Origin of the sequence: Mesorhizobium sp. AR10, assembly GCF_024746795.1 — a bacterium.
Taxonomy (GTDB): domain Bacteria; phylum Pseudomonadota; class Alphaproteobacteria; order Rhizobiales; family Rhizobiaceae; genus Mesorhizobium.
Genome location: NZ_CP080524.1, coordinates 139,372 through 165,993 on the forward strand (window position 1 = coordinate 139,372; position 26,622 = coordinate 165,993).

At 60.4% G+C, this 26,622-nt stretch carries 24 protein-coding genes and 1 pseudogene; 15 read left to right on the forward strand and 10 right to left on the reverse strand.

Annotated elements, in window-relative coordinates:
- Window positions 1–66 precede the first annotated feature (66 nt).
- The 3 genes from LHFGNBLO_RS04200 to LHFGNBLO_RS04210 form a co-directional block, all read right to left on the reverse strand.
- Window positions 67–810, reverse strand: a complete 744-nt coding sequence (locus tag LHFGNBLO_RS04200; RefSeq protein ID WP_258604621.1) for a sensor histidine kinase — start codon at window positions 808–810, stop codon at window positions 67–69.
- A gap of 227 nt (window positions 811–1,037) precedes the next feature.
- Entirely contained in the window at window positions 1,038–1,682 is a 645-nt protein-coding gene (locus LHFGNBLO_RS04205; RefSeq protein ID WP_258604623.1) for an NADPH-dependent F420 reductase, read from the reverse strand.
- A 143-nt stretch (window positions 1,683–1,825) separates the two neighbouring features.
- Entirely contained in the window at window positions 1,826–2,272 is a 447-nt protein-coding gene (locus LHFGNBLO_RS04210) for an Rrf2 family transcriptional regulator (RefSeq protein ID WP_258604626.1), read from the reverse strand.
- A 279-nt stretch (window positions 2,273–2,551) separates the two neighbouring features.
- Between LHFGNBLO_RS04210 and LHFGNBLO_RS04215 the strand changes: the two genes are divergently transcribed.
- The 4 genes and pseudogenes from LHFGNBLO_RS04215 to LHFGNBLO_RS04230 all read left to right on the forward strand — a co-directional run bounded on the left by LHFGNBLO_RS04215 (window position 2,552) and on the right by LHFGNBLO_RS04230 (window position 3,963).
- Window positions 2,552–2,857: a hypothetical protein gene (locus LHFGNBLO_RS04215; protein WP_258604628.1), complete on the forward strand. Its 306-nt coding sequence runs from the start codon at window positions 2,552–2,554 to the stop codon at window positions 2,855–2,857.
- Entirely contained in the window at window positions 2,821–3,369 is a 549-nt protein-coding gene (locus LHFGNBLO_RS04220) for a threonine/serine exporter family protein (RefSeq protein ID WP_258604630.1), read from the forward strand. Before LHFGNBLO_RS04215 ends, LHFGNBLO_RS04220 begins: the two co-directional genes overlap by 37 nt.
- Window positions 3,312–3,755, forward strand: a pseudogene (locus tag LHFGNBLO_RS04225) (threonine/serine exporter family protein); the annotation flags it as partial. The gene LHFGNBLO_RS04220 and the pseudogene LHFGNBLO_RS04225, both read left to right, overlap by 58 nt.
- 61 nt (window positions 3,756–3,816) lie before the next feature.
- Window positions 3,817–3,963 (forward strand): threonine/serine exporter family protein, encoded by a 147-nt coding sequence (locus LHFGNBLO_RS04230; RefSeq protein ID WP_258610040.1) that lies wholly within the window; start codon window positions 3,817–3,819, stop codon window positions 3,961–3,963.
- A gap of 217 nt (window positions 3,964–4,180) precedes the next feature.
- Here the strand turns inward: LHFGNBLO_RS04230 and LHFGNBLO_RS04235 are convergent, their stop codons facing one another.
- The 5 genes from LHFGNBLO_RS04235 to LHFGNBLO_RS04255 all read right to left on the reverse strand — a co-directional run bounded on the left by LHFGNBLO_RS04235 (window position 4,181) and on the right by LHFGNBLO_RS04255 (window position 11,946).
- Window positions 4,181–6,154: a cyclic nucleotide-binding domain-containing protein gene (locus LHFGNBLO_RS04235; RefSeq protein WP_258604631.1), complete on the reverse strand. Its 1,974-nt coding sequence runs from the start codon at window positions 6,152–6,154 to the stop codon at window positions 4,181–4,183.
- Window positions 6,155–6,172: 18 nt separating this feature from the next.
- Window positions 6,173–7,150, reverse strand: coding sequence for an HlyD family secretion protein (locus LHFGNBLO_RS04240; RefSeq protein WP_258604633.1), 978 nt, complete (start codon window positions 7,148–7,150; stop codon window positions 6,173–6,175).
- On the reverse strand, window positions 7,140–9,482 hold the full coding sequence (locus LHFGNBLO_RS04245) for an ABC transporter permease (protein ID WP_258604634.1): 2,343 nt from the start codon (window positions 9,480–9,482) through the stop codon (window positions 7,140–7,142). Before LHFGNBLO_RS04245 ends, LHFGNBLO_RS04240 begins: the two co-directional genes overlap by 11 nt.
- Window positions 9,482–10,453, reverse strand: a complete 972-nt coding sequence (locus LHFGNBLO_RS04250; RefSeq protein WP_258604635.1) for an HlyD family secretion protein — start codon at window positions 10,451–10,453, stop codon at window positions 9,482–9,484. Before LHFGNBLO_RS04250 ends, LHFGNBLO_RS04245 begins: the two co-directional genes overlap by 1 nt.
- Before the next feature lie 299 nt (window positions 10,454–10,752).
- Window positions 10,753–11,946, reverse strand: coding sequence for a patatin-like phospholipase family protein (locus tag LHFGNBLO_RS04255; protein WP_258604636.1), 1,194 nt, complete (start codon window positions 11,944–11,946; stop codon window positions 10,753–10,755).
- A 525-nt stretch (window positions 11,947–12,471) separates the two neighbouring features.
- Between LHFGNBLO_RS04255 and LHFGNBLO_RS04260 the strand changes: the two genes are divergently transcribed.
- The 9 genes from LHFGNBLO_RS04260 to LHFGNBLO_RS04300 all read left to right on the forward strand — a co-directional run bounded on the left by LHFGNBLO_RS04260 (window position 12,472) and on the right by LHFGNBLO_RS04300 (window position 22,148).
- On the forward strand, window positions 12,472–13,125 hold the full coding sequence (locus LHFGNBLO_RS04260) for a hydrolase (RefSeq protein ID WP_258604637.1): 654 nt from the start codon (window positions 12,472–12,474) through the stop codon (window positions 13,123–13,125).
- A 71-nt stretch (window positions 13,126–13,196) separates the two neighbouring features.
- Window positions 13,197–13,484 (forward strand): XapX domain-containing protein, encoded by a 288-nt coding sequence (locus tag LHFGNBLO_RS04265; RefSeq protein WP_258604638.1) that lies wholly within the window; start codon window positions 13,197–13,199, stop codon window positions 13,482–13,484.
- Between the two features lie 27 nt (window positions 13,485–13,511).
- A complete protein-coding gene (locus LHFGNBLO_RS04270) occupies window positions 13,512–15,401 on the forward strand; it encodes an amidohydrolase (protein ID WP_258604639.1) in 1,890 nt (629 codons plus the stop codon).
- Window positions 15,402–15,416: 15 nt separating this feature from the next.
- Complete coding sequence (locus LHFGNBLO_RS04275; RefSeq protein ID WP_258604640.1) at window positions 15,417–15,902, forward strand: DoxX family protein; 486 nt, start codon at window positions 15,417–15,419, stop codon at window positions 15,900–15,902.
- Between the two features lie 97 nt (window positions 15,903–15,999).
- Entirely contained in the window at window positions 16,000–16,680 is a 681-nt protein-coding gene (locus tag LHFGNBLO_RS04280) for a YoaK family protein (protein WP_258604641.1), read from the forward strand.
- Between the two features lie 70 nt (window positions 16,681–16,750).
- Entirely contained in the window at window positions 16,751–17,269 is a 519-nt protein-coding gene (locus tag LHFGNBLO_RS04285) for a Dps family protein (RefSeq protein ID WP_258604643.1), read from the forward strand.
- Window positions 17,270–18,822: 1,553 nt separating this feature from the next.
- The gene (locus tag LHFGNBLO_RS04290) at window positions 18,823–20,559 is read left to right on the forward strand and encodes a site-specific integrase (protein WP_258604644.1); all 1,737 of its coding nucleotides are present in this window, start codon (window positions 18,823–18,825) and stop codon (window positions 20,557–20,559) included.
- Window positions 20,556–21,620, forward strand: a complete 1,065-nt coding sequence (locus LHFGNBLO_RS04295; RefSeq protein ID WP_258604648.1) for a tyrosine-type recombinase/integrase — start codon at window positions 20,556–20,558, stop codon at window positions 21,618–21,620. Before LHFGNBLO_RS04290 ends, LHFGNBLO_RS04295 begins: the two co-directional genes overlap by 4 nt.
- A gap of 96 nt (window positions 21,621–21,716) precedes the next feature.
- The gene (locus LHFGNBLO_RS04300) at window positions 21,717–22,148 is read left to right on the forward strand and encodes a hypothetical protein (RefSeq protein ID WP_258604652.1); all 432 of its coding nucleotides are present in this window, start codon (window positions 21,717–21,719) and stop codon (window positions 22,146–22,148) included.
- A gap of 284 nt (window positions 22,149–22,432) precedes the next feature.
- Here the strand turns inward: LHFGNBLO_RS04300 and LHFGNBLO_RS04305 are convergent, their stop codons facing one another.
- On the reverse strand, window positions 22,433–23,362 hold the full coding sequence (locus tag LHFGNBLO_RS04305; RefSeq protein ID WP_258604654.1) for a LysR family transcriptional regulator: 930 nt from the start codon (window positions 23,360–23,362) through the stop codon (window positions 22,433–22,435).
- Window positions 23,363–23,429: 67 nt separating this feature from the next.
- On the opposite strand from LHFGNBLO_RS04305, the gene LHFGNBLO_RS04310 reads away from it, so the two are divergent.
- Both LHFGNBLO_RS04310 and LHFGNBLO_RS04315 read left to right on the forward strand, forming a co-directional pair.
- Complete coding sequence (locus tag LHFGNBLO_RS04310; RefSeq protein ID WP_258604656.1) at window positions 23,430–23,843, forward strand: cupin domain-containing protein; 414 nt, start codon at window positions 23,430–23,432, stop codon at window positions 23,841–23,843.
- Between the two features lie 383 nt (window positions 23,844–24,226).
- Window positions 24,227–25,114, forward strand: coding sequence for an MBL fold metallo-hydrolase (locus LHFGNBLO_RS04315; RefSeq protein ID WP_258604658.1), 888 nt, complete (start codon window positions 24,227–24,229; stop codon window positions 25,112–25,114).
- A 332-nt stretch (window positions 25,115–25,446) separates the two neighbouring features.
- Here the strand turns inward: LHFGNBLO_RS04315 and LHFGNBLO_RS04320 are convergent, their stop codons facing one another.
- Window positions 25,447–26,616 (reverse strand): acyl-CoA dehydrogenase family protein, encoded by a 1,170-nt coding sequence (locus LHFGNBLO_RS04320; protein WP_258604660.1) that lies wholly within the window; start codon window positions 26,614–26,616, stop codon window positions 25,447–25,449.
- Window positions 26,617–26,622: the final 6 nt, after the last annotated feature.

Consider the following 26,622-nt stretch of genomic DNA (forward strand, 5'->3'; position numbering starts at 1 on the left):
TGCACATCCTGCTTGTACCGATATGCCGCGAGTGGAATGGGTTTGCCGCGTTCGGATGGTGGCAATTCACCTCACCGGCAGCCACAGATCGACGGTCGTGCCGCGATGAGGCGCGCTGGCGATGGACAGCCCGCCGCCCTGGCGCTCCATGACCTGCCGGACAGTGGCCAAACCGAGGCCGGTTCCATCTGTCTTGGTTGAGAAGTGAGGCTCCCCCGCCATTTCCAACGTGGCCTCATCCATTCCGCTGCCTGAGTCGGCGATGGTCAGGCGGATCATCGAGTTGTCACCGCGAAACGGACCGGCGGGATAGCAATCCTGTGCAACGGCGATGGCCACACGCCCGCCTTCTGGCATCGCGTCACGGGCATTCAAAACGAGATTGAACAACACCCGGTCGATCAGTTGCTGGTCGATGAAGGCCTTGGGAAGATTTTCGGCGATGTCGAGATCAAGACGAATGCGTCCCGACAACAAACTTGCAAGCGGCGCCTCAAGCCGCCGCAAAAGCCGGCCGACGTCGACCGCGGCAAGCTTGACTGGCCGGGGGCTCGCAAAGTCCACGAGTTGCCTTGCCAACGTCTTGGCGCGGAAGGCACAGAAGATCGCGCCGTCAATCCTTTTCAGCTGCCGCGCCGTTCCGGCCCCGCGACCTTGCATCTCCTCCAGGACCGACACGATTGGTGTGAGCAATATATTGAAATCGTGAACGATGGAGGCAAGCAACATGCGCGGATCAGGAACTGCTGCCAGGCAAATATCATCGTCGGCGAAGCGCTGCCCGGATGTCATGTTGAGATTATCGGCCATGGCTACTCTCCATCGAAAACGTCGGAAAGTCTGGTTTCCGTGAGTTGCATCTGATCACGTCTCAAGAGTCGGGGCTTGTACGCAGCATCCGATCTTTTGACATTTCTCGCGAGATCTTTCCGGCAAGTTCAGCATGCCCTCAGCGCCCAATTGCGAGCCGTTGGAATACCAACTGACGCCCCAGGCCCGACCGATCTGGACCTTTGGTCTGGCGACAGAGCTGACCGTCAGATCTTGATGAAATTGATGGATGCAAGCGCACCAAACGGCAGAGAAGCCAGCGGGCCGCCGACGTCCAGCACACCGAGATCTACCGGGAAATGGCCCGTCTGTTCGAGAAGCTTGCGGACTGCGGTCTTCGCATCGGCATCGTCGCCTGAATAGAACAGAACCCTCTGGCCACCCGATACCGCCGACTCCGGCAGGACTTGAACGTCAAGATGGTTGAATGCCTTGACGACGCGCGCGCCCGGAACGAACCTGCGGAACACTTCGCTTGAATGCTTGCCGCCTAGATCGATCGCCTTGATGCCATAGGCAGCAAGCGGATTGTTGGGGTCCTTCGCGTCGGGCGAGTCCGGGTCGAGGAACTCGACGGCATTGGTGCCGTCGATCACAACACGGTCGTTCCACGCAGGCAGACCGTGCAGTGCCTTTTCGAGATCGACCCAGCGCAGTGCCACAAGGACGATATCGGCGCTCGCGGCCTCCTCCACGGTCCCAGCCTTGATCGAAGGGCCGAGCTCCCCGACGAGCCCCGCCAGCGATTCCGGACCGCGGCGGTTTGCGATCGTCGCCGAAACCCCGCTCTTCGCCAGCAGCCGGGCCACGTTGGAACCGAGGGCACCCGCTCCGATAATACCAATGCTCATTCGTTACTCCTGTTGATGATGTGGGGCTGCATGGTTTCGGAACCGCAGCGCCCCGTGCCGTTCGTCCCGTCTCGTTCCGCCTTCAGGGCCGAGCGAAACAACTATGTGTCACTGACACGATTACGCTTAGGTCAAAAAAAACTTCACCACTCCAGCGGTATGCTGAATTTCCCAATGCGAGCGACCTCGACGGCAATGTCGGCGATTGTGACCTTTGCCAATTCGTGCTCAAGCGCCTTGCGCGCGCGCATCAACGTTGGTTGCATAGCTTCCAGGATGTTGCCGCCAACCGCGCAATTCTCGCAGGGCGGTGTCCGGTGCAAGGAAAACAGCTCGGTATCTTCAACGGCCTCATAGACGTCCAGCAGCCGGATCTTCTTCATGGGTCTCGCCAGCAGCGCCCCCCCGCCCGCACCGAGTTGCGACCGGGTCAACCCGGCGTCGCTCAGGCGTGACAGAAGTCCCCGGATCACGACCGGGCTGGTGTTGACCGAATATGCGAGATCCTCGGAACGCAACGGCGTGCCGTCGCTCACTGCGAGTGCGGCAAGGATGTGAACTGCGACGGCAAAGCGTGTGCTGGTTGGCATGACAAGATTCCAATAGTGTGTCACTGCTACTATTACATATTATAGTCCTCGTCAACGAGATTCTTGCTCGGCGCCTTGGCGCGATAATGCCCGAAAAGGGTGAGACGCTGTTGACAGCGCAAACATGCAGCCGACGCAAACCCGATACAATCAATTCCGGGCGGCACCCTTAAGCTCGCGGCAGAAACGATCAAGCGACCGAAAGCCCGAAGCAACGATGTTTGTGCCTCGAACTGAACAGTGTGTCGCCGTCGAAATCCACACGAAAGGAGAGCATCTATGAAGGCGATCGCGACGCTTGTTGTCATGAGCAGTCTTACCACGCACGCGGCAGCGATCGAGCGGCACGACACTTCGCAGATGTCTTGCAATGCGATCGGCTCAGCCCTTGAACTGGAGCAACGTTCCATTCTTCGACACCTGTCGTCACGCGTGGAGAACCTTATGCTTTCCGACCTGTACGTGCGTGATCGTCAGTCCTGCAGCCCCGATCAGACAGCCGTGCCGGCGCGGGTTTCTGCCGAGGGTGGCCCATGCAGCGTCTACCGATGCGCAACAGTCACCAAGACGTTCAAGCGGCTCTGAAGCGCCCCGGCAATATGCAGGCGGAACTGCACGCCGCCAACGATGTGGCGCACGTCACCTTGCGCCTGGGCCGGCTGATGCTGGTCAACGGGGCGGATACCGCGCGCGTGCAGGCAGGCGTGGCCACGCTGGCGCGACGCCTGGGCTATCAGGTGCAGCTGTTGGTCCACGCCGAGGGCCTGCTGCTCACGCTGGAGGACGAGCACTCGTTCCGCACCAAGCTCAGTCACGCAATACCGGGGATAACGGTCAACATGGGCGCGCTTGCTGCGCTCGACGACATCATCTGGAAGACATCGACTGTACCTGACATAGAGACTATCGACCGACAACTCGATGTGGTGGAACGCGCCGGCAACCGCTATCCGCACTGGCTGGTCGCGATCGGCATGGGGGTGACCGCCGCCTCGCGGCGAGGCTGTTCGGCGGCGCATGGCCCGTCGTCGGCGTGTCCGTGCTGGTCGGCATCGTCAGCCTGCTGCTGCGCCAGCGTTTTGCCGCATCGTCGGTGAACCCGATTGCTACCGCCGCACTGGTTGCTCTGGCGAGCGGGCTGGTCGGAGCGCTTGCGATGAAGGCGTTTCCCGATGCGTCGCCGACCTTGTGCCTCGTCGCGGCCGGCATGATCCTGGTTCCCGGCTTGCCTCTCATCAATGGCGTGCGCGAAACGCTTGGCGGTCATGTCGGCGCGGGCCTGGCGCGGCTGATGGTGGGTGCGATCACCGTCATGGCCATCGCCTTCGGACTGTTCCTTGCCGCGAGCCTTGCCGGCGACACGCTGCCCGTCGACAGTGGGCCTGCGTTGCTTCCGGTCGGCGAGGATCTGCTCTTTTCCGCGCTTGCAGCGACTGGCTTTGCGCTGCTGTTCAACGTGCCTCCCAAGGCGGCCTGGGCATGCATGCTGTGCGCAATGACGGGGCATGGCCTGCGCACCGCGCTCGGGCATATGGACCTGAAATATGGTGGCCGGCTCGCTGGTGGGCGCGTTTGCGGCGGGCCTGCTCGCACGCCGTCTCGCACAGCATTTCAAGATACCGGTCATCACCTTCGCCTTTCCCGGCGTCGTCGCGATGATTCCGGGGGCTACGCTTTCCGCGCCGGCATAGGCGGGCTCGGCATCATGAATGCCGGGGCGAATGCCCCGCTCGCGCTGATCGGCGACACGATCGGACCGGCGATCACAGCGATCCTGATGACCGCAGCGATCGCAGTCGGCCTGTCATTGGCGCTCGCCGCCCCGTTCGTGACCTCCACCCGCAATCAATCGACCCGACGGGAACTTCACGATAGTTCGTTCGCGCGTTGATTGCGATTGGTCCAAGGTCAAAGTTTGAACAGCTGCCTGATACGCGCCCGCAGGGGCGGTATCGTCGACGCGGCGTTGGCTCCGTCGCCTCGGCCGAGCCGAAGCTGCTCCGATGCGTTCCTCTTCGCGAGGAGCAGGGCCAGTTCATCGGCGATCGCGGGGCGATCCCGCAACAACGGCGCCAGGTCCTCCTGTGTGATCTCATAAACGACCACGAACGTAAGCGCCCTGACACTGCCCAACTCGCCGGCTTCCGTTAGGAGACCGCCTTCGCCGAGGCAGTCGCCGGGCGCAAGACGGCCCAGTATCATCTCGCTTGCGCCGTCGCGTCGGTTGACGGTTACAACGCCGCTGCGCACGATCATCAGTGACTTCAACACCTCGCCTTGCTCCGCGACGGTCTCACCCTTCCGGAACGTCCGGCGCGTCATCGTCGAAGCGAGCGCTTCCTTCTCATCCTCGGTCAGCGGCGCAAACAGCGGGATCGCGTCCAGAAGCCGCCGCGGTGTCGTATGGAAGCCGAAGGGCATCTCGACCTCGTTCGGTTCTGAAAAAGCCGGGCCAACGGCTCCCAAGGGGGCAGCAAGAGTGAGTCCGGCAGCCTTTGCATGACGGAAGATCAGGTCGAAAACCTCACTCTTTGCCTTACCCGCGAGGGCTCTGTCTGCGACCCTGAAAGCGAGTTCCAGCTCCACCGCGCCTCCGTCCAGCGACACTATTTGTACACCCGGCTCCGGTTGCGCCAATATCGAATTGCTGCTCAGGAGAACCGATCGCATGACATCTGCCATCGTGGATGGCGCAGTGCTTGGCCGGAACCGGACCGGGAGCGTCACGCCGTGGCTCCGCTCGGGACTGCTGAGATTGGTCAGCCTTGCTTTCGCAAGGTCGCTGTTGGGGACAACCACCAGGTCGTTTGTACCCGTCAGAAGATGGGTGGCCCGCCAATTCGTCTCCACCACCTTGCCTTCGATGCCGTTGCTCAACACCAGCCAATCGCCGATCCCGTAAGGCTTGGCGAGATTGAGTGCTATGCCCGAGAAGACATCGCCCAGAGTGCTCTGCAGGGCAAGGCCAAGCACAATGGCGACCGCGCCGGACGTGGCGATCAGTGTTCCAACTGGGGCGTTGAAGACGTAGGCAATGATCGAGAGGACCGCTGCAACATAGATGATACCGACGACAAGATCCTGAAGAAGCCGCCCCTCACGTGGCTTTTGTTCGAGGACGAGAAAGACGCGGACCACGCCGATGAGGGACCATGCTGCATTGATCCACCAGATCACCTTGACGATGTCCAGGAATACGCGCTCCAGCGTAGAGATGTCGGCCGGACCAACCGCATACGGTATGATCCCGTGATAGAGCAGCAGCGCCGTAAGCGCCAAAAAGAATGCCAGCTGACCGACCAGACGCAGCGTCGGGCGGCCGCGAAGCAGAATGCGCGTAACCAGTGCACCGATCGCCGCGAGCACGCCGGTCTGGACGATGGGATCCGCGATGACGTCGGATAGGTGTGCGTAATTGACCATGGGATTGGGAGCCACATATTGTTCAACGACAAGAGGACCAGCTGTGAAGGCCCTACTATGCGGGCCTGCCTCAACTTCGGCGGTGGCGGCTGAGACTGCCGCTCGAATTGGATTGGAAGTCATGTTGCGGCCAGTGAAGAACTGCTTGTTGAAGAGGACGGTCACATGCGGCAGCCGCCCGCGCACGATGTCCCGCTCAAGATTTTCAGGGATGTATACGGAAGCGATAGCTTTGCCGGAACGCACCGCGGCCTCGGCCTCATGGAGTTCGCAGGAGCGCATCGTTACCTTGACCCCGGGTGCAGAACAGATTGCCTCAACGAAGCTGCCGGATACTGCCGATCTGTCCTGATCCATCACCTCTACGGGAAGGTCCCGGACGATTGCCCTTCTGACTATGGCGCACAAAATCGACGGCAGCTTTTCGGGTCTTCTTGCCGCGGCCACAACCGAGCTCATCCGACGAACCTTCAAGTCCTACGGTTGAGTGGTGAGCCAGACGGTCATGCCGGGCTCCAGCCCTTCGGCATTGCCGTTTGGATCAAGGCGCAGGCGGAAGGAATTGAGATCGTGGTCGCCGACGGCGCGGGCCGCCCGCCAGGTCGCGAATTCCCCCAGTGGACGCAGTTCCGTCACGCGAGCATCGATTTGGCGCCCGTTCTGCACCGTCAGCGCTAGCGTTTTGCCGAGCGTTATTTCGTGCAGATCGTCTTCACGCAGCGTGAAAGCGAACCAGGCCTGACCATCCGCCTCCATCGTCATCACCGGCTTTCCCGGGTCAATGATCTCGCCCGGCTCGGCAACGCGGATGCCTATTGTACCGTCCGTCGGTGCCGTCAGTCTGGTCTTGTCCAGCTGGGCCTGGAGATCCCCGACCGTCGCCTCGGCCAGCGCCACTTGGGCATCGGCCAGAGCACGCTCTTCGGCGGTGGGACCGGCGCTCGCTTCTGCAGCTTGCGCCCGTTTGAGATCAAGGTCGGCTTTCGCCTTTGCAAGTGAGGCCGAGCTCGTGTCGAGCGTTTGCTTGCTGGCGAAGTCCTTGCCGGCAAGTGCCGATGCGCGGTCATACTGTTGCTGGGCGAGCAGAAGGTTAGCTTGCGACATCTGGATGGCCTGGTTGGCGATTGCCACCTCTTCCGTCCGCGCGCCCGAATAGACCTGATCTCGCTGTGCTTTGGCGCTCGTCGCGGCGGCTTTGGCTTCACCGACAGCTGCTGTCAGTTCCGGATTGTCAAGCACGGCAAGAAGATCGCCCTGGTGTACATGCTGGCCCGGAATGACGGCCACCGTTGCCAGTCGCCCCGTAGCGTCGGGGGCGATGCGAATCTCGGTCTGCCGAACCATGCCGGCGATCGGTGGCTTTGCCTGCTCTGCCGACGCTTCGCAGACGCCGCAGATTATCGCGCCTGCCGCAGCCAGTGCGATTGCAGAACCATATCGCGGTCTAGCGAGCATCGGACACCCTCCGACCCATGGTGAATCTGGCTGAGGCGATAGCAAGGATTGCGTAAACGCCCGTCAGCACCCACAGCCACATCCAGTCTTTCGAGACGTCCGTCACACTCGCTCCCATCTGGTTAACCCGCACCAGGCCGTCGATCCCGAAGGTGCTGGGAAGGATGAAGCTGGCCGTCCGAAGCATTGGCGGGATCGCTTCCAGCGGCCATGCAACGCCGACCAGAAAGAAGATCGGAAGACTGATGGCGATGAGCAAGAGAACCGCGGTTTCGCGCCGCTTGAACCAACTGCCAACGAACTGGCCAAGCAGGCTGACCGAGAGAATGTAGGGAATGGCCAGGACGATCAGGTCGAGCACATGATCGTTTGCCGAAAAACCGTAGACCCTCGACAGCACGATGAGGAACAGCGCGAAGCCCGGTAACGCAAGCAACAGATGCGCAAGACTTTGACCAATCACCGCTGACACAGTGCCACGACGGCGGCGCGCCTGGTGGCCACCCTGCTCGTAGGCCACCCCACCCAGCGTTGCCGACCCCATCAGCAGCGTCTGCTGCAGGATCAACAAAAAAGCGGCAGGAACGACGTAGCTGCCATAGCCGCCGGTGGGATTGAAAAGAGGCTGGTTCAATATCTCCACAGGCGAGCTTTTCGCGAGAGCCGCCCGGTAGAGGCTTCCATCCGGCCGGGCGCTGCGCGCCGCGAGATCCGCTGTGACCGCGCCCACGCCTTCCTGAATGCCCTGCAGTGTCCGGTTGTAGAGCAGGAAATAGGCTGAATCGACATAGGCAGGCAGTCTGGCCTGATCGCCCTTCAGGATGTCGCGCTCGGTCCCTGCCGGAATGCTCAGGATGCCGAACACTTCCCGGTGGACGAGCGCGGCCTGCGCTTCGGCCAGCGTCGTTGGTCGAAGCGTCACCTTCACCGCTTCGTCAGCATTGACGGCCTGGATGATCGTGCGGCTGATATCGGAGGAATCACTGTCCACGACGGCAATGGGGATGTCCTTGATAAGTTGGCCTAGATAGGGCTGCGGGTAGAACACGCCGTAGATGATCGGCGCCAGAACGATCAGGCTGAAGGCGCTGCGGTCACGGATGATCCGGCCATATTCGTCCGTGAATGCTCGAACAATGCCGATCCTTCCTCCAGCGCTGTCTTGTTCAGGGGCTTCGACCGCCTCTGGCAGCGGATGCCGAGCAACAGATCGCAACTTCAGCCAGGCCAGGCCGAAATAGAGGACTGCCAATCCGCCCAGCATCATGAAAGGCTCGGCGGAATTCCCGACCGGTACGCCACGGGCCGCCTGGTCGAACAGGATCTGGATGTACCAGCGTAGCGGCAGCATTGCACCCCAGGCACGGGAGAAGACGTTCATGGCCAACACCGGAAAGCCGACGCCGGCGAAGCCGAATGCCGGCGAACAGATGATGCCGGTCAGGCTCAGACCAAAGGCAAGGTTCCTGACGAGAAGCTGGAGAAGCGCCCCCAACGACAGATAGGCAATGATCAGTAAGCAAGCGCCGGCAGCCACCAGCACCGGGTCCCCGCGGAAGGGTATTTCGAAGATGCCGTGAATGGTCCCCAGCCCGACAGCCATCATGACGAGGAAGATGCCGAAATAAGGTGCCAGTTTGCCGACGAGCGCGATGAGCATGCTATCGCCGGCCGTCGCCAGCCATTCCCGCATGTTGCGCGACCCGAACTCGGAGCCGACCGCATAGCCGGCGGAAATTGCGGTCACGATATGGAGCACGGTCGGCAGGATCGCTCGCAAAAGGAACTGCGCATAGTTCAGCGCGGGATTGGTGAGAACGTATTGCTCGACGACAAGCGGACCAGGCGTGAAGGCGGCCGTGCGTGGCTCCGCCGGCAGGTCGGCAACGGCTGCCGATATCGCCGCCTGCAGCGAATTCGAGGCGACGTTACCGGGCGTGAAGAACTGCTTGTTGAAGAAGATCACGACCTGCGGCCGGCGCCTCGCCGCGATATCGCGTTCGAGATTCTGTGGGATATAGACCGCAGCGATGGCCTCGCCGGAGCGGACGGCATGCATGGCTCCATTGAGATCGGAGGAACGTCTCGTAAGGCTGACGCCCGGCGCCGCGCTGATCGCCTGCACGAAGGTTTCGGACGTTCTCGACCTGTCCTGATCGACCACGTCGACCCGGAGATCACGGATGACCGCATTGCTGAATGTGGCGGCAAGGATCGCAAACGCAATCAACGGGATACCGACGACGAGCAGCAGGGCGACCTTGTCGCGCAAAATCCAGACCACCTCGCGGCGAGCGACATCGACAATACCGAAACGACGCCCGCTCATCATCAGTGCACCCCGTTCCAATCCGCGTAAGCGCTCATGCCGGGCCTGAGGTCGGGGAGCTTGTCGACTGGATAGGCCCGCACCTCGAAGGTCCTCAGATCGAAGTCGCCCGTCGCACGCGTTGCGCGCCACCCGGCATACTCGCCGCGGGTGGCGATGGTCCGCACCTCGACAGTTATGGGCATGTCACCAAGTGCAGGGATTTTGATCGTGAACCTGTCTCCTACCTTCAGACCCTTCACCAGATCCTCGCGGAGATCGAAATGCACCCAGACGTCGCTGAGGTCGACCAGCGAGAGCAACGGCACTCCGGGCGAGACATATTCGCCCACCTCCACACCGACCTGATAGACTTGCGCTGCAATCGGCGCTTTGACGGTCATCTCGTCGACCTGTGCCTGCAAGGTCGCGATCGCGGCCTCGGCCTTGGCGACCGCAGCTTTTGCCACGCCGCGTTCCTCGGCGGTATGGCCAGCGACAGCTTCCTGATAGGCGAGCCTTGCTTGCTCCAGAGTTCGCGTCGCCACGTCCAGCGACGCTGTCGCGTCGTCGAGCTTTGCGACCGGCTCGAAGCCGCCCTCGGTGACCTGCTTGACCCGGTCGTAGGTCTGTTGGGCAAGCGTCAAATTGGCCTGCGCCGACGCGACCGCCGCCTTGCGTTCCGCAACCTCCTCGGCGCGCGTGCCGACCTGTATGCGCGTGAAGTCCGCCTGAGCGACGATCCTTGCTGCCTCCGCCTCTTTGAGCTTGGTCAACAGCTCCGGATTATCGATCGCCACCAGCAATTGCCCGGCCGTGATATTGTCGCCGCGCGACACCGGTCGCCGTCCGACCCTGCCATCGATGCGAGCCGCAATATCGACGCGTGTGGCATCAGCTTCACCTTGCACCAGGAGCGGCTGCGGCCGAACGAGATACCACAATGACAACCCAACGATCGCCAGCACGCTGAGCACAACGATGATCGCCGCCATTTTGGAGGTTCTGGGCGGCTCAGCGGCAGCGAGTTGGACTGATGTGGGCGCTCGGCGATCCAGTTGCGGCAATTCATCCTGTCTCGCAGTCGCACCGGGTTCGACCGGTGCGACGCTCCCCACCGGCGGCGACTCATCAGTCGAAACTGACGTCTTGTTCATCGGGTCACGCGACATATCCGGCACCGTATGTCTCCGTTTGGTCTGGACAACGCCTGATGGCGATTGTCATCGTGTCTCGACCTGCTCTTCCAATGAGCTTGCGCTCTTGTCGGAGGCCTTCGAAAGCTGCCGACGCATCACAGCCCTTCATCGGAAGGCTCATCAAATCCAGGCGGCGTCTTTTTCCACGGCACGCCGTTGCGGCCCATCTCGTAGCCTTCTGCGTACAGCGCGCGCATGAACCTGTTGTCGAACGGGCTCTTCGCCGCCACGGTGAAGTTCGCCGGGATGTCTATGGCGTTGAAGTCGATCCCATCGCGTTTGGCGATAGCGTAGAGCCGATAGAGGTCGCCGATGGCTTGCGTCTTGATCAGCGACGACACCGCCTTCTCGGCGATATCCGGCAAGGTGGCTTTGACCGAGCTGTATTCGGGCGTGGTGCGACCATTGCGGATCACGTACAGCCGCGCCTTGACCCTGGTGTGGAAGGTCTTGTCGAGTTCGCCGAGCGTCAGGCCGGCTGGCATGAGGAAGACCTCGTTGGCGGTGCCGCCGTCGACATGCATCTCGTGATAGGTCCTGCCGGCCGCGGTCACTTTCAGGTTGACGGGTGGAAAGATGCCTGGAATAGACGTGGAGGCGAGGATGACCTCGTTGAACAGTTTCTTGCGATCCGGCCGCCCGCTCGCTGCAATGGCCCCCATGTCCCAGATGACGGCGCGATCGGCATCGAGATTGGTCGTGCCGACAAACAGGCGACGTCCCTTGGCGTACTCGCCGGCGATCTTCGCAAGCATGTCGTCCGTTATGTGTTCGTCGAGCATTTTGGCGAGCGGCGCATTGCTGGTGAACGAACCGCTTGAGAGCGCTCCGAGAAAACTGTGCTTTGTATAAATGTTGGCGTCGCTGACCTCGGTGAACCCATCCTTGAGCTCGCCGTCATAGGCTGGCCCCAGGAACGCAAAGGGTGCAATGAGCGCGCCTGCGCTAATCCCGGTGACGATGTCGAACTTTGGCCTGGTCCCGGCTTTCGCCCAGCCTGCAAGAATCCCGGCTCCGAAGGCGCCGCTGCTGCCACCGCCCGACAGCGTAAGAGCGTTGAGCTCTCTTATGTTTATGGACGGATCGGTTTTCGACGCTTTCAGTCGCTCATCGTGGAATCGGACAAGTCGTCCGGCCGGATAGCTGGCGTAGGAATCACCCCATATTCGGATGTCGTGCTGATACCCAGGCGGCTCGGCCGCCGACGCGAATTGCTGTGGGACGCTATCTCTGGGAGAGGCCGCAATGCATGCCGTGAGCTGGCTTGCGCACAGGCCAAGCGCAATCATTCTCGCCCCCGCCCTCCGGGAACAATGGATGAGGTTCCAACCACGCTGAAAGATGCGCATGGCGGCGGGAGAACACGCAGTTGTGCGGCGAGAGAAGGACCGGGACCGGGACCGGCTGCCTTCCGGTGACCATGAGGTCCGGACTGTGGTCATTGACCCTTCCTCTCTCAAGCTTACGCGCAGCGAGAGAGGCTGGCAGCAAATTACTCCTCAGCCGTCTGACGCTTCTGCTCACGACGCATCCTTCGACCACAGGCTGGTGTTCGGCGCTTGTATAAAGCGCCGGGTATTTTGACGTCTCATGCATGATCGATATCGGAACTCGCACAGTCCGACGTAGCCGCCGGTAATCCTGCGAGAAACGTCAAAAGCGCGGACGCTTCCTACAAGCCCTGAATTTCAGGGCGTGGTCAGGTGCGAGCCACGGAAACCAGGCCTCCCTCTCGATAGAGCGCTGGGTACAGGCGCAGACACACTCGGGCGAGGCTCCGCACAGAACGTCAATCCATCCAAACGAGGACGACCATGCCGACAAATGCCAATCCCACACCCGGTTCAGAGCTGATTTCGCCAAAGGACCACACGCTGATCATGATCGATTTCCAGTCGCAGATGTCCTTTGCCACCAAGTCGATCGATGCAGTCCTCTTACGCAACAACGCCGCGCTGGTCGCCTATGCCGCCGCCGGCTTCGGGGTTTCGACGATCCTCACCACCGTCGCCGAGAAGACATTCTCGGGACCGATGTTCGACGAGATCACAGCTGCCTTTCCCGGCCGGCTGCTGCTCGACCGCACCTCCATGAACACCTGGGAGGACGCCGCCGTCATCAAGCAGGTCAATGCGATCGGCAAGAAGCGTCTTGTCTTGTGCGGCCTGTGGACCAGCGTCTGCATCGTCGGCCCGTCGCTCTCAGCGCTCAATCAGGGGTTCGAAGTCTATGTGATTGCAGACGCCTGCGGCGACGTCTCCGACGAAGCGCATGAGCGCGCCATGCAGCGGATGATCCAGGCCGGCGTGCGGCCGATGACATCGCTGCAGTATCTGCTGGAGCTGCAGCGCGACTGGGCGCGCGGCGACACCTACGAGCTGACGACGGGCATCGCCAAGAAGTTCGGCGGCGCCTACGGCCTCGGCGTCATCTATGCCAAGACCATGCTCGGCGCGCACGAGGGCTGAACCATGGGAGTGGCGCTGGCGATTTCGCCGGCGCCACCTCGGCAATCCCTTCCGTTTTCCTGGAGCGCCCCATGAAACCCTATGTCATCTCGCTTGCCGCCGGCCTTCTCGTGGGCGTCATCTATGGACTGCTGAACGTCCGCTCCCCGGCCCCGCCCATCATCGCGCTTGTCGGTCTGCTCGGCATCCTCGTCGGCGAGCAGCTTCCACCGCTTGTCAGGAATATGTGGCGCAGCGAGCCAGCGGCTCTGTCGTGGCTGCATCAGGTGCGCCCGCATGTTTTCGGGCATTTGCCGCAAGGCGGTTTGCCGGCCGAGTCGTCGGAAGTCCGGCGCGCGGAAAAGAGCACACAGGGCTGAATTCCAACATTTGCGAGGCTATGAACCATGGTTGAAGGCAACACCGCCGACCTGATCCTGCATCATGGGCTGATCACCACACTTGACCGTTCCAATCCGACCGCGAGCGCCGTCGCCATCAAGGACGGCAAGGTCCTGGCTGTCGGCCATGACTGGGATATCATGGGATTGGCTGGCGCCGGGACCAAAATAGTCGACCTCAAAGGCAGGCGCGTGCTGCCCGGGCTGATCGACAACCATACGCACGTCGTGCGCGGCGGCCTGAACTTCAACATGGAACTGCGTTGGGACGGTGTCCGCTCCCTGGCGGACGCCATGGCGATGCTAAAGCGGCAGGTCGATATCACCCCGCCGCCGCAATGGGTGCGGGTCATAGGCGGCTTTACCGAGCATCAGTTCCCCGAGAAGCGCCTGCCGACCATCGAGGAACTCAACGCCATCGCCCCCGACACGCCGATCTTCATTCTCCATCTGTATGACCGCGCTCTGCTCAATGCCGCAGCCCTTCGCGCCGTCGGCTACACGAAGGACACGCCGAACCCACCCGGCGGCGAGATCACCCGCGACACGGCCGGCAATCCGACCGGCCTGTTGCTCGCCAAGCCGAACGCCGGCATCCTCTATGCGACGCTGGCCAGGGGTCCGAAGCTGCCCTTCGACTATCAGGTCAATTCCACCCGCCATTTCATGCGCGAACTCAACCGCCTCGGCGTGACCGGCGTCATCGACGCCGGCGGTGGCTTTCAGAACTATCCGGACGATTATGCGGTTATCCAGAAGCTTGCCGACGATGACCTCATGACGGTGCGGCTTGCGTACAATCTGTTCACGCAGAAGCCGAAGGAGGAGAAGGACGACTTCCTCAAATGGACCTCCTCGGTCGAATACAAGCAGGGGACAGACTATTTCCGCCATAACGGTGCGGGCGAGATGCTCGTCTTCTCGGCTGCCGATTTCGAGGATTTCCGCGAACCGCGTCCGGACATGGCACCGGAAATGGAAGGCGATCTGGAGGAAGTCGTTCGCATACTCGCGCAAAACCGGTGGCCCTGGCGGCTACACGCCACTTATGACGAGACCATCAGCCGGGCGCTCGACGTCTTCGAGAAGGTCAACCAGGATATTCCGCTCGACGGCCTGAACTGGTTCTTCGACCACGCCGAGACGATTTCCGAGGAATCGATCGACCGCGTCGCAGCGTTGGGTGGTGGTATCGCCGTCCAGCATCGCATGGCCTACCAAGGCGAATATTTCGTCGAACGCTACGGCCAAGGCGCTGCCGAGGCGACACCGCCAATCGCAAAGATGTTAGACAGAGGTGTCCGCGTTTCGGCCGGTACCGATGCCACCCGCGTCGCCTCCTACAACCCGTGGGTCTCGCTCTCATGGATGATCACCGGGCGCACTGTCGGGGGTATGCGGATCTATCCGCGCCGCAACTGCCTCGACCGCGAGACGGCTCTTCGCATGTGGACCGAGAATGTTACCTGGTTCTCGAACGACGAGGGCAGGAGAGGCCGGATAGAAAAGGGCCATCTCGCCGATCTGATCGTCCCCGACAAGGACTTCTTCGCCTGTGCCGAGGAAGAGATTTCCTTCCTTACTTCGGAACTCACCATTGTCGGCGGCAAGGTGGTCTATGGCGCTGGTGATTTCGCCGATCTCGACGAGAGCGTCGTTCCGCCCGCGATGCCGGACTGGTCACCGGTTCGCGTCTTCGGCGGCTATGGCGCCTGGGGCGAAGCCGACGGAGCCGGGCGCAAAGCGCTGCGAAGAACCGCGATCGCCGCCTGCGGCTGTTCATCCGCGTGCGGCGTGCATGCTCACGACCATGCCGGCGCCTGGGCCTCGAAGCTCCCGGTGTCCGACCTCAAGGGTTTTTTTGGTGCGCTCGGCTGCAGTTGCTGGGCCGTCTGATCCAGGGAGCCATTCATGAACACGAATACCATTGCGATTGAACGAAGCCTCGCCATCAAACTGCTTACCCTGCGCGTATTTGCTCTACTCGCTTTGTGTGCCGCCTATATTCAGGGGCCGATCGTCAAGCTCCTCGATTTCGGCGGCGCCATCGCCGAGATGGAGCATTTCGGACTTCTGCCGGCACCGTTTTTCGCCGCAGCCGTCATCGCCTTCGAACTGGCAATGTCGGCGCTCATCGTGACGGGATACTGGCGTTGGATGGGAGCCCTGGCGCTTGCCGTCTTCACGCTTGCCGCGACATGGATCGCGCTGCGTTTCTGGGAACTGCCGCCCGGCCCCGCGCAGTCCATGGCCATGAACGCATTCTTCGAGCATGTCGGACTTGCCGGAGCCTTTATCTTCGTTGCTGGCAACGACCTTGCCAGTCGCCGGACGTCAGGACGGGCCCAATATCGTTCATTCGGAAGGGATGCTGCTACTGACATCCACAAAGGGTAGCCCACTTTAAACGAGAAGGACGGTGTGGGACGATCATTGTCATTGCACACGCCTCGGCGAGGATCGTCGGAGGAACATAGCGTAAGCGGAGACCTTTATGACCAGACCGTCGCTCGGCGTCCTCCTCAGTTTCAACGGCGGCTATGTCGACACAATGGGCTTCCTGGCCTTTGCCGGCCTCTTCACCGCCCATGTCACCGGGAATTTCGTGACGCTGGGCGCTGCGCTCGTCTTCGGAACGACAGGAGTTATCGCGAAGCTGCTCGCATTGCCGGTCTTCAGCGTCGTTATCCTGCTGACGAGCGTGCTGTCCCTGCGCCTCAAGCTGGCAGGACGAAGAGCCATCGTCACACTCCTCTTCCTGAAGCTTGTTCTGTTCACGATCGCCGCCATTGCAGCCTTCGTTCACGGCCCGGTCTCGAATGGCGACTCGCCTGCGGCCATCGCCATCGGGATGACGCTTGTAACGGCCATGGCGATCCAGAACGGACTGCATCGGGCCCACCTTTCCAAGCTGCCGCCGACGACGTTGATGACCGGCACGACGACGCAAATCATGATCGATCTCGCCACCCTCATGCCCGGCACGGCAGTTGATCACATGCATGAGGTCAAGGAGCGGCTGAAGCGTATGGCAACAAGCCTCGTCTCCTTTGCAATTGGATGTGCAGCCGCAGCACTGGCCTTCGTTGCCTCCCCGACCTGGTGCTTCGTCGTGCCTCCGGTGCTGATCGCCATCAGTTTCCTGACCCCTTCCGGCGAACCCTCCGAGGCGTGACCGACAACCTCATGGAAACACCCCCGAACGGCGGCCGGATGCCCGCCCTTGCATCTCCAGGAACTGTCTCATGAACCCGACCAGCAAATCACGCAGAGCTTACGACCTGAAGACGCCGACCGGCCTCGGCGCGGATGCGACAAGGGACATCGGCGCCGCCGCGACGGTGCTGCTTGCCGACGTCTTCACTCTCTATTTGAAGACGAAGAATTTCCATTGGCACATGTCGGGCCAGCATTTCCGCGACTACCACCGTCTGCTCGACGATCAGAGCGCGGAAATCCTTGCAATGACCGATCCGCTGGCAGAGCGAGCGCGCACGCTCGGCGCCTGCACCATCAGGTCGATCGGAGACATTTCCCGTCAGCGGCGGCTCAAGGACAACGACGCCGATTTCGTCCATCCGCACGAGATGCTCGCCGAACTGCGCGAGGACAATGCCACGCTGGTCGCGAGCATGCGCTCGATGCACGATCTCTGCGACGAATATGGCGACGTGGCCACCGCCAGCCTTATGGAAAACTGGATCGACGAGGGCGAGAAGCGCGTCTGGTTCTTATTCGAGACGCTGCGCGGCAGCAACGGATAACCCGTCGCGGAAATGGCGGGCCTAGACCCGCCATCCTTAAGGAGCGCCCGGTGGGTGTCGGCGTGCGCCCGCAGCCGGTTCGCGACGTAGCTGAGGACGGCTCCGACTTGCGCGCTCCTCGCATCGGCCGCCGCTGGGCGCAGCGATCGCCCCAGCGTATTCATTGGCGACCCTGTGACAGATCTCCTCGAGGAGTTGCAATAGCCTCTGGACGTCGCGCCGTGAGCGCAAGCGCCGGCTGCACCAGCCGCGCCGACGACGCGACTGTCTTGGCGAGATGGTGCAGATCGACGGACGCCCGCGATCGGGCTACGCAACCCCGGACCAGTTTGACGCCCGATCGGGCGCTCTCGTTCGGGCCGGCAGCACCGTGATGCGATATTTCTACTTTGCTAGCCGTGCGACATTCGAACTTGGTTGCAACATCCAACTCTAGGCACTTTGTGCTCAGCGATGAACGAGAAATAACATGCCCGATACTCCGGCGACCATCGACTTGCGCCGGCCTGCGCAATCTCATTTTTGTGCCTAGGGACCCTGAAAATTCATCGCCGAATTTTTCAATATAGTGACTCTTCTGAGTGCCTTTTCCTATGACACCTCGTATTCAGCATTTGGGTAGCCGCCCGCCCCTTGATCGGGCTATTTCCCTAGCGGCTGAGTAAGCCGAACGCCGTAAGTGCATTCCTAGATGAAACTAGGCCGGCGAAATCCGCACCGTCGGCATGCGAAGCGGGGCCATCAGGCTTCCGTTTCAGAAGTGCAATTTCCATTCTGCTGTTATGTCGAGCGGTTGCGCTGAAAAAACGGAGCGTTGCTTTCAGATCACGGGCCTCCGCGACAATTAAAACGCAACCCGGCTCGAGCCGATGTCGGGCCCGCTATCCGCGATGACCAACCTACGGAAGCTTGATATCGATACGACAAGAAAGTGCAAGCGTCGCCGGTGGCCAGGGAAACCTTGCGAACTCTCTCTGCATCTTACCGGATGAACCAAGTGCCGATCCCCAGCAGCGCCTTTAGAGGCAGCAGCTCCCTCCAGCCATAGCCAAGTCACGTCAATAACTACCTTGCGGGAACTACGTGATGCGATGGCGTTTGTGAAAGTCACGCAGAGAGCTAAGCACTAGACAAATTAGGTCATCCCGATCGCAGCATCATGCTTTGAATGTTGCCATAAAGTTTCAATACGTATAACTAGAAACATTAGAAGTTATATCGGTCATTATTATCATTATTTCCCTATCTTAACTGTAACTCTTATGGTTAATATTTACGTTAACGCTAGCTGTCATTTGCAATATCGTAATTTACGTGTTTCTATATTTGAATGAGCAGAGGAAAGCTGCCGTGCCTCGAAACCCGACGAGTCGGACGAGATCGAATTGGACAAGCTCGATTGACTTGTCATATCGCCCGGGCGGCAAGGGGTACCCTTCTTGTACAACTTCATATGTTTCGTAGAAGAAGGTGTTCCCGAAATTCTGCTCCTGAACACGGTCCGCGGGAACGCGGCCGTAGTGTGAAACGAGTCAGTTAACAGGAGTTTTGTGATGACTACGCAGATAACTTTCAGCCCAGAACCTATGATGTCTGAGGTTGTGGCAACCTTGATGAAACACCCTCGCATTTCCACCCGCCGCCTGCAGGAACAAGTCTCTGCACTGAAGACAGCGGAGGAATGGTCCGGTAAACGCCTCCAGCACATCCAGGCGAGCGTCTCTGCCCTGCGGGATCTTTTCGAACCCCTCGAGTCAAAAGCGTTGGGTGTCAGCCGCAAACGCTTGGCCAACGTGAAGAGTCTGTGCTTGAGCGCGCTTGCAAAAAGCGAAGCGCTTTCTGGCTCGCTGGCCAAACGTGCACAGCGTCGCCCGAAGCCACCGGAGTGGGCAGAGCTCTGGAACAAACTGCGGCTTCCTGTCCAGCAGAACAGCCTCTCTCGGCTGGTCAACTGGTGCAGCCGTGCCGGCATCGCTCCGCATGAGGTGAATTCGCGGGTTATGGACCGCGTCATGGCCGACATGGCGAACACTTCGCTACGGCCAAACCAGTATCAAGTTCGTCGCACCATGACAAAAACCTGGAACGAGATCGGCGATATCTTTCCGGAAAAGAACCTGCAGAAGGTTGCCGTGCCGCCATCGCGGTTGCGTAGGACGCGCATCCCAATTGCGTCGCTCCCTCAAGGTTTCATGGACGACTGGCACGATTTCGCGTGTTGGGCCAACGGCAATGACGTGTTCGCCGATAAGCGCCGGCCTCATCCACTTAAGCAGTCTACCCTCGACATTATGTTCTGTCGTGTGCATCTCGCTGCGAGCTTGCTTGTCGCAACAGGAGTCGACGTTGCGAGTATCTGGAGCTTGTCGGATCTCGTCGGGATCGACACGTTCAAGAAGATTCTCCGTCAGCTTCATGCGAAGACGAAGGGCCAGCCCAATTATGACGCGTTCTTTACCGCGACATCATTGATTCAGATCGCGCGCGAATGGGTCAAAGTTGCTCCCGATCATCTCGAGAAAATGAAAGGGCTGATCAAGGTGTTGCCGCGGCCTGAATTTGAGATGAGCCGGAAGAACAAGCTTCTTGTGATGAAATTCAACGACCCCGTCCTGTATGAGCGTTACCTGACGGCTCCAGACAAGATCTGGCACGAAATTCAAAGCGGCTGCAAACGAGGTCGTCTGCGGTTGGCGGAGGCCCAGGCCGCGCTGGCGTTGAGCGTCTTGATGTATATGCCGATCCGGCTCGGAAATCTGACTTCGTTGGCCTTCGATGAACATATGTTTCTCCGGCAGGATGGAACATCGACACTGTTGATCACCGCCGCAGAGACGAAGACCAAGGAGGATGTCGAGTTCGACATTCCTCCTGAGGTTGCGACACGCCTGATCGAATATCGCGATGTGATCGCACCGGCGGTAATCGGTCGTAGACCGAAGTACTTGTTCTCCAATGTTGACGGGAGCGTGAAAGGCTTCGCTGGGGTTCGCTATCTCGTGCAGCGCTACCTTAAACTGTACGTGGGCATCCACATGAACCCACACGCTTTCCGGCACCTGGCGGCCAAGTTGATCTTGGATCAAAATCCTGGCGGGCACGTCGTGGTGCAGCATCTCCTCGGCCACAAGAGCTTGGCGACGACTGCCACGTTCTATGCCGGCCGGGACACACCCCGTGCCGGGCGCCACCATCATGCGCTCCTGACAAAGGCGCTCGACGAGCGGCGTGCGAACCAGGCTCGCTCAAAGGTCGCCCGCCCGAGCCGTCGTGCAAGTGCGCAAGCATGACGCGCCATCTTAACATCGGTATGCCATTCGACGATTGGCCCGCGCGGGACCGACAGCTCTTTGCGCGTGCATTCGAAAATGTCGACATCTTCGAGAGGGGGCCAGCCCTGGCCCCCTCAACCAAATACGGTCGGAAATCAGACTACGGCCGGTGGCTTGGCTTCCTGTTCCAAGCATTTCCGGAAGCTCTTGAACAAGCGCCTCAGGAGCGCGTCGATCAAAGCCGGGTCGAGGACTACGTCGCGTATCTGCGCCAAAACTGCCGCGACACGACAGTGGCTCACTGCCTGGGGCGATTGTTCTATACGGTCCGAGCGATGTGCCCCGATCATGACTTCCAGTGGCTCTACCGCACGATGAGGCGGATTGCCGTAAAAGCTGAACCGATCAAGCACCCTCAGGTCGTGAGTTCGGATCTCTATCCCATTGGCTTTCGGCTGATGGATCGTGCCATGGTCAAGGCCAATGCTCTGGGGCGCCTGACGAAGAGTAGCGCTATGGCTTACCGCGACGGTCTGCTGATTGCCACACTGGTTGAAGCTCCAATGCGCAGGGGGCCTTTCTCCCGCCTGACTATCGACGACCATATCGTTCGGGTGGGCGCGCAATGGTGCCTGGCCGTGCCGGCGGAACTGACCAAAACCAGGTCGGCACAAGAGTACCAGCTGTCTGAGCGCCTGTCGGCCTACGTCGACACCTACCTCGGGCGCATCCGCTTGGCGTTTCCGGGTGCGGACACGCACAATGGACTGTGGCCGTACGAGGGGCGACCAATGACTGACAAGATGATCAGGAGGCGCATCATCAAGTGGACACGGCTCAGTCTGGGCTTTGCCGTCAGTCCTCATCGATTTCGGAACGCAGCAGCAACGTTGATATCGATCGCTGATCCCGAAAACATCCGCGTAGCCAAAGATCTCCTGGGACATCGGTCATTCAGCATGACCGAAAAGCACTATATCGACGGGGCCCAGGCTCGCATCGCGGGCCGGGAGCTGGCGGCCGTGCTCACGGCGCGCGCCGGCCCTAGTCCGCGCTCCGAAGAAAACTTCCCCGCCTGATTAGCTGCGGCCCTTACCAGCGGTAACTAAAAATCATCGTTCCATCGCCCGGCCCGAGCCCGGCGATGGAGAAAAATATCGACGAGCGGAATCCAAATGACGAGTGTTTTGTCCTGGAAACGAAATCGACCAAGACTGAAGGGAGCAATCGTTTTGGCGCGACGCCCAGACGAGAACGGCCTGGTCGGTCTTATCGAAACCAGCCTCTTCATGAATTGGTCGCCAACGCGCGTTCGCTTTTGGTGGACGGACATCATCAGCGACACCGCGCTTGGCCTCACGTTCGATGTCGATGGCATGAAAGATGCCGAGGCACATGCCAAGCATTGCCGGCGACAACATCCGAACTGGGAGATCACAGTTTGGGATGCGCATGATGAAAACCTACCAATCTCGATCGATTGGAATGCATGGGTCGCGGCGGATGACAAATACGGCCATCGGAACCCGCCATTTGCGATGAAGGAGTGGCCCGGCGATTCGTTGGCCGTGACAACTATCGAGCCGGATACCAACCTCGCCAGGTGACTCAGGATCGATAGCTAACTCTGCCAAGGCCATTTGTGTTCGTCTCAGTTGGGAATGATCACCGCGCTGAGGCGGCAATCTGATTGTGCCAACTGCTAGTAATTTCTGGACCGCAGAAACCGCAGCGGGCGACGCGGACTATTAGGACTGCACTGGCTGGCCGACCTTCCTAAGCAGCTCACCCAACAGCGGCTTTGCGCCTCATTTCGGTCGTTGAGATGCACGTTGTGGCGTCTTCAAGGCGGTCGTTGAGACGCGTTACAGACGACCATGTGTGCAACACCCTACCCCCCAAGCACTTTCTTTAATAACGGCAGCTCTTCCACGACGAAATCGATGAATGCCGATATGCGTGGTGCTGTCCTATGATCGGGGTGGCACAGCAGGTACCAGGCGCGAGTGAGCTCCCCCACCAGCGGCAACACCTGAAGGAGTTCCTCTTCGGCGTCGCCGATTGGGATCGGCAGGGGTGCTACGCCGAGACCAGACTTGATCGCCGCGACCACACCGAGAACACTATTGTTACGGGCGACGATGCGAGCACCGGGAACAGCTTTGGCGAGCCATTGCGTTGCCCGATGGTTTTCCATTATGCCATCGAAGCCAATGAGGTCGTGGCCGCTGAGCTCCTGGAGCGACCGAGGCTGTCCCCGGCGTGCAACATAGTCCCGACTGGCGTAAACAGCCCAGGTGGAGTCAGCTATCTTGCGACCGACCAGTCGCTCGTCGTTCGGCTCACCTGACCGGAAAGCCACATCCGCTTCGCCCTTGGCAAGATCGACGTAGCGATCGCTAGTGACGAATTCGATCTTGAGCGCGGGATAGCGCTGGTGGAAGCGATCGATGAATCCCGAGGAAAAGATCCGGGAAAGAACAGGTTCCGGACAGGTGAGCCGCACCGTTCCGGTAAGCTCATTTTTGAGGCTTAGGATACCCCTCTCCAGCTTCGAGACACTCCCCGCCACCTCCACAAACAACGGAAGCAGTTGCTCGCCGACCTCCGTGAGCCGGTAGCCGGTCGGGTGCCGATGCACCAGGCGCAGCCCGATCCGCCGCTCAAGCTCAGCCAGCCGGCGATGCACCGTCGACTGATTAACCGCCAGCTCCCGCGCCGCAGCGTTTGTCGAACCCTGCCTTGCCACGGCCAGCAGGTGCTTGAGGTCGTTCCAGTCGAACATTGCGTAGTTATGCAATTTTGCGTGCGGCTTCCGCAACCTTGCTGCTCCCGCGACAGCAAACGCTCCGTTACCTAATATGTTGCTCACAACTGAGGAGGAGAAAATGGAAAAGGCAACGGTTGAAATGATGATTGCGGCGCTTGATGTTGGGGTGACTCGCTCCGCGAGGGATCACGGCATGGCCAAGCTGACGCCGCTTCACCGCGAAGTCCTCGACACCCTGCCCCAGGGCAACCGGCAAGAAGTGCGCGTGTTACACGCCGTGCTGCAGCCGGGCGATGTCACGCCCCATCATTCACACCGCTTTCCAGTAACGGTGTATGTGACGGAAGGGGTATTCACCTTGCGGTTAGAGGGGCGCGATCCCGTATTAATTCGGCCCGGAGAAGTGTTTGTCGAACCGCCGCGCGTCAACATGACTGGGAGCAACGACGGAGCGGTCCCAACAACCACAATCCTCTTCTACGTCTGCGATCCCGACACACCTTTCGCCGACCCGACGCCAACTGACGTTTAGATGCAGTTTGGTATCCGTAATGCAAGCGCCGCAATTGGCCTGTCCGAGGCATTGGTTTGAACGTCGGCTATCCGCTTCGCGTACTCCAGAAGCTGTTAGTCCGCCTTAGGCCTCAATGCGGCCGGACCGCAATGCGCCTCATGTCGGTCGTTCAGGATTCGAAGACGCCTTGCCGAAGCTGCTGTCGGTTTATGTGGCCATCATCGGCCGCACTTGTTGCGTCGGTGAAGTTGCGGATATTAGGGGCGGGTTGCCGTAGTCGGGACATCGCGGACGCCTATATCCGCTAGCGAATTCGTGATCGGATCGAGGCCCAAACCGTCTTCCGCACTCATGGTAATCCGATACGGTCGTTTCCTTACTGATCTCAAGGGAAGGCCCGTATGAAAATCTTCAATTCCGCGGCAAAGTTGGCGGCCATGGTCGCCTTGATTCTGGCCCATCAAGGGCTCGCAATGGCGCAGATGCCGGCGCAGCAGCCGGAGGCGAAGTCATTCAAGCTTGGCGAGTTTGATATTGTCGCCCTGCACGACGCCCAGTTCGTCAAACCCAACGATGGCAAGACGTTCGGGATTGATCATAGTCCGGCTGAAGTCGCCGAGATACTCAAGGCAGCTGCGGCTCCGACTGAAATCATTACGCTGAGCGTCGACGCCTTGCTTGTGAAGTCAAAGAAGCATGTCATCCTTATCGATACCGGCGTTGGTGGCGCGCTTCAGGAGAGCCTGGCGAAGGCTGGGGTGAAACCAGCCGAGGTCGATGAAATCCTTATAACCCACTCTCATCCCGATCATATCGGAGGGCTGGTCAAGAACGGCAAACTGGCTTTTCTCAATGCCACGATACGGATGTCGGACGTGGAATGGGATTTTGCCAAGTCCAACACGGGGGTGGCTGACATTGTCGAGGTGATCGCGGACCACGTGAAGCCGTTCAAGGCCGGCGCCCAGGTCGCGCCTGGCATTACCTCAGTAGCGCTTAAGGGTCATACCCCAGGCCATGTCGGCTATCAGATCAAATCCGGAAAAGAACGGCTCTTCGATATTGGCGATACCGTGCACAGCTCAATCATTTCGCTCGTCAAGCCGGACTGGGCCGTGTCCTTCGATGGCGACAAGTCGGAAGCGGAAGCGAACAGGGCCAAGACACTTGCCATGCTCGCCAAGGATCACGAGTTGATCTTCGCGCCGCACTTTCCATTTCCGGGCATCGGGCACATCGAGAAAGACGGCGATCACTTCAAATGGGCGCCAAGCGACAAGCCCAAGTAGGGATGGCATCAGATCGCCATAACCATAGCCCCTCGAGGACTTCGCCACCGGCCATGATCGAACCGTTCAGGGGCACCTTTGTTGGCTATCGACGCTAGGTGATAGTGCCGTCGGTTTCGCCTCAACGGTGGTTGCAAAGTCGGCTTTGCTCGCCATTCATCCCGAACGCGCAAGTGCCGCTTTCGACCAGGGCTGCCGGACCGCAATGCGCCTCATGTCGGCCATTGAGACCGGCCTTGCCGCTGCCCAAAGGCAGACGCTACACTTCGGGGTTCATGAACTGAGATCCTTCTCGCCGATTGCTGCAATCGGCTAGGCAGGGCTTTCTTTCCTCAGAACACCGTCGCCGTCGGCAGCCCCAGCGCCACGGCACCGGCGTAGCGAGCTTGAGGTCCAGCCTGCGGCGGATGGAAGCGCGCGCCCTGGATGTCGCGGAAGCGGCGTTCCAGCCCGGTCTTCCGGTAGAACGACGCGCCGCCCGCCAGTTCCATCGCGAGTTCGACGGCGTTGATCGCATGCCGCGCGACAAGGGTGCGGCCGATCATGACTTCGTTGACGGCTTCGGCGGAGGGCGCGTTGCGCGCGACGATGTCGAGCATCCAGCGGTGCGCCATCTGTGCGGCGCGCAGTTCGGTGTCCATGCGGCCGGCGAGCGAAAGATCGGGTTCGGTTTTGCTCTTGGCCATCCGGACCGCGATATCGCGGGCGCTTTCCGCAACACCGAGATAGACGGCATAGACCAGTGGGAAAGCGATCGTGGCGATCGTCTGGAACACCGGATGCCACTCACCCGCCTTGCGCGAGAACGCGACATTAGCGTTGGGGATGAACAGGTTCTCGATCACGACGTCGTTCGAGGCCGTGCCGCGCATGCCGAGCGTCCGCCAATTGTCCTCGATGCGCACCTCGTCGGCCTTCATCGGCACACCGAAATGAATGACGGACCGGCCGCCGTCTTCCGCCTCGTGGATCGCGCCGGTCATTAGTATGTTTCCGGCTTCGGCGCCAGAGGTGAATACCTTGCGCGCCGTGATGCGGTAGCCGCTTTCGACCTTCTCGGCCTTGCCCGAGCCGCCGATCCAGTCTGAGCCTCCGGACGACAGCAGCACAATCCGTTCGGCGGCGACCCTTCTCAGGAGAGGCTCCGTGGCCACCTTCTGATGACGCCGGCGCCAGGCGGGAATCGCCACCTGATGCGTGTGCATGGAAAAGGCGAGCGCAGTCGAGCCACAAGCGCGTGCGAGCACGCGCAGCATCTCGGCGAGCTCCGGCACTTCGGCACCGCCTCCACCCAGTTCGCGCGGAACGCCTGCCTCCACGAGGCCAGCCTCTTTCAACAGCGCATAGTTCTCGCCGACGAAGCAGTCGTTCTGATCAATCTCAGCCGCGCGCTCGGCGAGCTTCGGCGCGAGCTGATGGGCGATGTCCACGATACTGCTGGCACGATACTTGTCGATGATCGGGTAATTTTTCAAAACGTCGTTCGGCATGGCGTCCTCCATTTCTTG